This is a genomic window from Pigmentiphaga sp., from assembly GCF_019689535.1.
Classification (GTDB): domain Bacteria; phylum Pseudomonadota; class Gammaproteobacteria; order Burkholderiales; family Burkholderiaceae_B; genus Pigmentiphaga.
In genome coordinates this window covers 1-6647 of record NZ_JADGHH010000184.1, presented here as the reverse complement: position 1 = coordinate 6647, position 6647 = coordinate 1, and the positions used below count along the sequence as shown (strand labels likewise).

10 protein-coding genes and 1 pseudogene are annotated in these 6647 nt (G+C 64.1%); 5 read left to right on the top strand and 6 right to left on the bottom strand.

Annotated elements, in window-relative coordinates; genetic code table 11:
- Positions 1–307: 307 nt before the first annotated feature.
- Positions 308–661: a cytochrome c gene (locus IRZ12_RS14235; RefSeq protein WP_296469616.1), complete on the top strand. Its 354-nt coding sequence runs from the start codon at positions 308–310 to the stop codon at positions 659–661.
- Between the two features lie 10 nt (positions 662–671).
- Positions 672–1040, top strand: coding sequence for a cytochrome c (locus IRZ12_RS14230; protein ID WP_296469613.1), 369 nt, complete (start codon positions 672–674; stop codon positions 1038–1040).
- Between the two features lie 28 nt (positions 1041–1068).
- On the opposite strand, the gene IRZ12_RS14225 is transcribed toward IRZ12_RS14230, so the two are convergent.
- Complete coding sequence (locus tag IRZ12_RS14225) at positions 1069–1494, bottom strand: DUF1841 family protein (protein ID WP_296469611.1); 426 nt, start codon at positions 1492–1494, stop codon at positions 1069–1071.
- A gap of 128 nt (positions 1495–1622) precedes the next feature.
- Here IRZ12_RS14225 and icd point away from each other — a divergent pair, with 128 nt between their 5' ends.
- Complete coding sequence (icd, locus tag IRZ12_RS14220) at positions 1623–2882, top strand: NADP-dependent isocitrate dehydrogenase (protein WP_296469609.1); 1260 nt, start codon at positions 1623–1625, stop codon at positions 2880–2882.
- Positions 2883–2941: 59 nt separating this feature from the next.
- On the opposite strand, the gene IRZ12_RS14215 is transcribed toward icd, so the two are convergent.
- Entirely contained in the window at positions 2942–3478 is a 537-nt protein-coding gene (locus tag IRZ12_RS14215; protein WP_296469606.1) for a tripartite tricarboxylate transporter substrate binding protein, read from the bottom strand.
- Positions 3468–3716, bottom strand: a pseudogene (locus IRZ12_RS17590) (Bug family tripartite tricarboxylate transporter substrate binding protein); the annotation flags it as partial. The pseudogene IRZ12_RS17590 and the gene IRZ12_RS14215, both read right to left, overlap by 11 nt.
- On the opposite strand from IRZ12_RS17590, the gene IRZ12_RS14210 reads away from it, so the two are divergent.
- Together IRZ12_RS14210 and IRZ12_RS14205 are read left to right on the top strand one after the other, a co-directional pair.
- Positions 3658–3831 carry a hypothetical protein gene (locus IRZ12_RS14210; RefSeq protein ID WP_296469605.1) on the top strand — a complete coding sequence of 58 codons (174 nt, stop codon included), beginning with the start codon at positions 3658–3660 and terminating at the stop codon, positions 3829–3831. The pseudogene IRZ12_RS17590 and the gene IRZ12_RS14210 sit on opposite strands and share 59 nt — an antisense overlap.
- Positions 3832–3855: 24 nt before the next feature.
- A complete protein-coding gene (locus IRZ12_RS14205) occupies positions 3856–4302 on the top strand; it encodes a hypothetical protein (RefSeq protein WP_296469602.1) in 447 nt (148 codons plus the stop codon).
- A 16-nt stretch (positions 4303–4318) separates the two neighbouring features.
- Here the strand turns inward: IRZ12_RS14205 and IRZ12_RS14200 are convergent, their stop codons facing one another.
- The 3 genes from IRZ12_RS14200 to IRZ12_RS14190 form a co-directional block, all read right to left on the bottom strand.
- Positions 4319–5056 carry a GntR family transcriptional regulator gene (locus IRZ12_RS14200; RefSeq protein WP_296469600.1) on the bottom strand — a complete coding sequence of 246 codons (738 nt, stop codon included), beginning with the start codon at positions 5054–5056 and terminating at the stop codon, positions 4319–4321.
- A 32-nt stretch (positions 5057–5088) separates the two neighbouring features.
- Entirely contained in the window at positions 5089–6267 is a 1179-nt protein-coding gene (locus tag IRZ12_RS14195; protein WP_296469618.1) for a PepSY domain-containing protein, read from the bottom strand.
- 85 nt (positions 6268–6352) lie between these two features.
- Positions 6353–6565 (bottom strand): hypothetical protein, encoded by a 213-nt coding sequence (locus IRZ12_RS14190; RefSeq protein ID WP_296469599.1) that lies wholly within the window; start codon positions 6563–6565, stop codon positions 6353–6355.
- Positions 6566–6647 lie beyond the last annotated feature (82 nt).

Here is a 6647-nt window from a genome sequence, read left to right as displayed (position 1 = left end):
GGAGAAGGCTGAGCGGTCTGGGACATGGTCGAACTGGCATGGGGGCCACGGGGGCGAAGCACCCAGTATAGGGAAAGACGGGGAGAGGAGGGAGCGCGAGGTGGCGAGATCGGACGGCTGCGGGATTCTGCGGTCCTGATGTATCATTAGAGGTTAAATAAGACGAAAATCGTGCTTCTCAGTCGTACAACAATACGATTTTCGATAAAAACGGAGACGCTTCGTTGGCCTTGGGGCCGGGCGTTGCCGCTCAGTCTTTCTCGCCGCCCGGTATCGGGATTTCTCTTGATTCTGATAGAGCGTTCTAATGAAGTTGAGCATAACGAAGCGGGCCATGCCCGCGCTGGCCGCCCTGGCCGCCTGTGCGGTCGTCGGCTCCGCAGCAGCCCAATCTCAGTCTGCCGTCACCGGCAATGCCGAAGCCGCCCGTGAGAAAAATTCCATGTGCATAGGCTGCCATGGCATTCCCGGCTACAAGGCCAGCTTCCCCGAGGTCTACTCCGTCCCGAAGATCGCCGGGCAGAACGCGAAGTACATCGAGGCCGCGCTGAAGGAATACGCCAGCGGCGCGCGCTCTCATCCTTCCATGGTCGGCATCGCCAAGAGCCTGTCTGAACAGGACATCGCCGATTTGGCCGCCTATTACTCGAGTCTGAAGTGAGCGCCCGACCATGAGCAACCGTCACCGTTTTTCCGTCGCTGCCGTCCTGTTGTCCCTTTCGGCCGCCGTGCCGGCCTTTGCCGCTGGCGACGTCGCCGCCGGCAAAGCCGTCTACGACCGCGTGAACTGCGCTTCCTGCCACGGCGCCGACGCCAAGACCTCGATCGATCCGAGCTACCCGCAATTGGCCGGCCAGCATGCCGACTATCTCGTGCACGCACTGAAGGCCTACCGCCGGGGGCAGTCCAACGCCGCCCCGTCGGCGAACATCCGCAAGAACGCCATCATGGGCGCTTTCGCGGTGCAACTGTCGGACAAAGACATCGAGGACGTCGCGGCCTATCTTTCCAGCCTGCCCGGCAATTTGTCGGTGAAGTAATGGGCTGCCGGGGCGATGGGCGCCGGGCTTATGACCCCGCCCGTTGCCTGATCAGCTCGATATAGGCCTCGGTGTCCAGCGGCGTGCCCAGCCGCTGTGCTTCCCAGACCACCCGTCCCAGGCATTCCATGATTTCGTGCGCGGCGTCGTGCGCCCCCTTGCTGCGGGCGAGGGCCTGGTAGGCGGCGCGTATTCCGGGCGGGTGGTCGATGGAGAGCTGTTCGGCGATGGCCAGGTGCATCGACAAGTGAAGGAACGGGTTGGTGCGACCTGCCTCGACACTGTAGTCGGCCTGCGCGGCGTCTGGGTTTTCGAGGTCGCCGTGGTACTCGGGATGCTCGAGGATCCAGTCCAGCGCCGTGGCCTCCAGCGGGGTCAGCACTTCGCCTGCGCGGTGTTTGCGCCAGGTTTCGGTGAAAAACTGGCGAACTTGTTCTCGGGTAGGGTTGAACATGATGCGGCCATTGTACCGCCGCACGTCGCGGGCGCCGCGTGGCAATGCCTGGCCGAATCCAGGATAATTGCCCCTATCCAGGGCGCGCGGCAACGGCGCGCATCCCCACGATTGCTCGGAATCCTTGCATGTCTTACAAGCATATCCAGGTGCCCGCCGAGGGCAGCCGTATCACCGTCAACGAGGATTATTCCCTCAACGTGCCGGATGAGCCCATCGTCGCCTATATCGAGGGTGACGGCATCGGGCGCGATACCACGCCGGTCGCGACCAAGGTCATCGATGCCGCCGTTGCGAAAGTCTACGGCGGCAAGCGCCGCATCCACTGGATGGAGGTCTACGCCGGCCGCAAGGCCACGACGCTGTACGGAGAAGGCGTCTGGCTGCCTGAGGAGACGCTCGATGCGCTGCGCGAGTTCGTCCTGGCCATCAAGGGGCCGCTCGGCACGCCGCCCGGAGGTGGCCTGCGCTCGTTGAACGTCATGCTGCGCCAGGCACTAGACCTATACGTCTGCCTGCGGCCGATCCAATACCTGCGTGGCGTGCCGTCTCCGCTCAAGCATCCCGAAAAAACCAACATGGTCATCTTCCGCGAGAACTCGGAAGACATCTACGCGGGCATCGAGTATGCCGCGGGCTCGCCCGAGGCGGTGGAGCTGATCACGGTGCTGGAGGAAAAGCTCGGTGCCAAGCACCTGCGTTTCCCCGCCACGTCAGGCATAGGCATCAAGCCCGTTTCGCGCGAGGGGACGGAGCGCTTGGTCCGCAAGGCCATCCAGTACGCCATCGACCACGACCGCAAGTCCGTCACGCTGGTGCACAAGGGCAACATCATGAAGTACACCGAGGGCGCGTTCCGCGACTGGGGCTATGAGGTCGCGCGCCTCGCCTTCGGTGCCCAGACCATAGACGCCGGGCCGTGGTGCCGCATCCGCAACCCCCGCACGGGCCGCGACATCGTCATCAAGGATTGCCTGATCGACACGTTCTCGCAGAGCATGTTGCTGCGGCCGGTGGAGTTCGACGTCATCGCCACCCTCAACCTGAACGGCGATTATCTTTCCTCGGCGCTGGCCGCGCAGGTGGGCGGGGCGGGCATCGCCCCCGGGGCCAACATGAGCGATTCGGTCGCCGTGTTCGAGTCTACGCACGGCACGTCCGCGAAGTATGCGGGCAAGGATTACGTCAACCCCAGCTCGGAGATCCTGGCCGGCCGCATGATGCTGCAGCACATGGGGTGGCATGAAGCGGCCGATCTCATTTTGGCCGCAATGGAGCGCACCATATTGTCCAAGCGCGTCACCTATGATTTCGCGCGGCAGATGGAGGGTGCGACCCAGGTGTCGTGCTCCGGGTTTGGCGAGGCCATCATCGCCAACATGGACTGAACCCGGGCTGGATCCGGGCGGGGCGAGGCCCGCGCCCGGTTTCGCCGAACCCCTTCTCCTTACTTCTTCCGTTTTTCCAGCAGCGGGTCGATGCGGCCACGTTCTTCGGCCACGAACTTGGCGAAGTCGGCAGCTCCCAGCTCCATGGGCATGGCGCCTGCGTCGATGAAGATTTTCCTCACCTTCGCGTCGGCCAGCGCTTTGCCCACCGCGTCGGACAGCTTGGCGATCACCGGTGCGGGCGTGCCTTTGGGGGCGAAGAGTCCAAACCATCCATTGAAATCGAAATCGGGCAGGTTCAGCGCCTCGGCCACCGTGGGGACCTCGGGTAGCAGCGGCGAGCGGACGTTCGAAGTGACCGCCAGCGCGCGCAGCCGGCCGTCTTTCAGGAACGGGGCCGCCACCGGCGTGTTGATGAAGCCCATTTGAAGGGTGCCGCCGAGCAGGTCGGTCATGGCCTGGGCGTTGCCGCGATACGGGGCGTGGGTGAAGTTGGCGCCGGTGCGGGGCCGACAGCATTTCGCCGGCAATGTGAGTCGAGGTGCCTTCGCCCGGAGATCCGTAGATGAAGCGTTCGGGCGATTTCTTGGCGGCATCGATGAGTTCTGCCATGGTCTTGACCGGCACGGACGGGTGGACCATGACGACGTTGGTCATCTTTGCGACCCCGGCAATCGGAATCAGGTCGGTGGCAGGCTTGAAGCTCAGGTCGGGGAACAGGTGCGGGTTGGCCACGATGGGCAGGCCGTTGATCATGATGGTGTAGCCATCCGGCTTGGAGCGCACCACGTACTCCGTGCCGATGTTGGTGCCGGCGCCCGGCTTGTACTCGATGATGATGGACTGGCCCAGTGTCGTGCTCATGTGCTCGCTGATCGCGCGGGCGAACACGTCGGAAGAGCCGCCGGCCGAACCTCCGATGATGATGCGGATGGGCCGGGACGGATAGTCGTCGGCGTGCGCGGAACAATACTTGAAGGAGATCCATGACTGCGCAGGCGTGGGCGTGACCTGCGGGTCGTTTGCGCTGGAAGCGGCCCTGAATGCCTATGGGGTCAAGCGCATCGCGTTCCTGTCGCCGTATTTCCCGGTCGCAAACGCCGAAGTTCGCCGCTTTTTCGAAGACTGCGGCTTCACGGTCGTGCGCGACGTTTGCCTGCGCCGTCCGAGCCCGGTCCAAATCGCGCACACTACCGATGAAATGTGCCGTGCGGCGATCCGCGAACTCGACGGAGACGATGTCGAGGCCATCGTGCAGGTGGGCACCAATCTCTCGATGGTCCGGATGGCAGCGGCCGCCGAGCTCTACCTGGGCAAGCCCGTGGTCGCGATCAACACCGCGACTTATTGGCACGCGCTGCGCCAATGCGGGATCAACGACAAGGTCCAGGGATTCGGACGCCTGCTGTCGCATTACTGATGCGCCGTGTGGCGCATCAGTCCCGGGCCTGGGGTGCGCGAGGCTGTTCCAGCAGCGCGTACTGCGCCGAGCGCAGGTGGCAATGCATGACCGCCCGCGCCCAGGCCGGGTCGCGGGCCGTGAACGCATCGATCAGCTCACGGTGGTGTTGGAACGTGCGCGCCAGGCGGTCCCGGTCGTAACTGCGCCGCGTGCCCAGGATCACCTTGAGCTCGACGGCCTTGGCGCGCATCGCGAGCAGGCGGGCGTTGCCGGCCGCCTCATAGATGAGCGCGTGAAAACGCCGGTTCAGTGTGCTGATGCGTTCCAGGTTGGCGTCGCTGACGTCCGGTCCGCGAGACTCCATTTCATCTTCGACTTGCCGCAGCTCTTCCAGCGTGCGGGCGTCCATGCGTTCGGCCGCCAGGGCGGCCAGCTCCGATTCCACCAGAATGCGCGCGGCATAGATTTCGCGCACTTCGGGGTCCGACCAGACCCGCACGGTCGCGCCTGCATTCGGACGCAGGACGAAAAAGCCGTCGGAGACCAGCAGCCGAATGCCCTCGCGCACCGGTGTGCGCGACAGCCCCAGCGCCTCGGCCACCTCTTTCTCGGTGATGCGGGACCCTTCCGGAAAGCGTCCGGTAATGATGCCTTGGCGCACATACGCGTACGCCTGCTGTACGGACGCGGGACGCGAAGATAGGTCGGAGAACGAAAAAATGTCGGGCGAAATTGCCGGCGCGGCGTTGTTGGACTTTGCTGGGCGTGACATGCATCTACAGCAGCAAGGGAAGGGTGCAGCTACTATAGCGGATCACCGCCGTTTCGCGCGTCGCCTTGCCCCGCCGGCACGGCGTGGGCATGCGCACCGGCACGGACGGACGCGGGCTGCCTGCGCTTGAACCAAAGATAAAGGCCGCTTCCGAGCACGATGATGGTGGCCAGATCGAGCAGTGCCCACAGGATTTTCATCGGCATGCCGCCGTAGTCGCCGAAGTGCAGCGGCTGGGAGAGCAGCAGCGCCGCCAAATACCAAGGCAGCCTAGGCATCGCGGTGATCTCGGCGGTTTGGGCGTCGACCAGGACCGGCTGTAGCAGCTTGGACGTGAGGGGGGCGTTGCCCGCCAGGAAAAATGTGTAGTGGTGCGGGCTGGAGAAGGCCGTGCCGGGAAAAGCGATGAACGACAGGCGCGTCCCGGGCGCCGCCGTCATTGCCACTTCCATCGCGCGTTGCACCGACGCCCGCTCGGCGGGCGGGGTGATCGGTTGTCCCTGGTACGGCGCCAGCACCGCGCTGAGTTGGTCGTACTGCCAGTACTTGATCAACAGGTCGGCCCAGGTGTTGATCACGCCGGTTGCTCCCACGACGAAAACCCACACCAGCGTCACGACGCCGAGAAGATTGTGCAGGTCCAGCCATTTCACGCGGGGCGTACGGTGTCGCCGGACGTCACCGAATTCGAGCTTCTTGGTGAACGGTCCGTAAAGCACCGCGCCGGTCACGAGGGCAACGAGCAGAAGCAGGCCCATGAAGCCGAGGAACAGTTTGCCCGCGAGGCCGGCGAACAAATCGACGTGAAGCTTGAGCATGACGTACATGAAACCGCGGTCGAAACGGGGCTCGGCCAGCACCTCCCCAGTTCGCGCGTCGACCGCCACGGAGCGGAAGTCGTCGGTGGGATCGGGCGTAGGCGTCAGCGTGACAAACCAAATGCGATCGTCTTCCTCGTCCTGGGATACGTACTGGATCACGCGGTTTCGATGAAGGGCATGCGCGGTCGTGAGCACGCTGTCCAGGCTCACCCGGACGCTATCGTCGGCACCTGCGGGGGCCTCGACTTCGGTTCCGAGCAAGTGACCGAGTTCGTGATGGAAGATCAGCGGCAATCCGGTCAAGCACAGCAACAGCATGAAGGCGGTGCAGGCCAGGCTGCTCCACTTGTGCAGCCAGGACCAGGTCTTGAGGGAGCGGGCGTTGGACATGGGATCGGTCATGCTAGGCGGCCGGAAGGGCCAGGGCAGAGGCGAACGGGGACGACGGCCGCGGCGGCCCCGGGATTGGCGCGGGTCATGGGCGGGTTCTCGCCGGAGAACGTCGCGATCGCTCGGGCGGACGACGCAGGCTGAGCCAAGTCATGGCCAGGACGGGGATGCCCAAGCCTATCCAGGACCAAACGTCGCCCCAGCTGTCGGAGACGAGCGCGCTGACCAAACCGGTCGCCGTGAGGCCGCCCAGGATGAGGGGCCACTTCCAGATGCGCATCATCGGCGAAGGCATCATCAATTTGCCAATAAAAAAATAGAAAGGCAAATAGCTGTCTCTTATACACATAACCGAGCCCACGAGACGGAGCTACATCGCG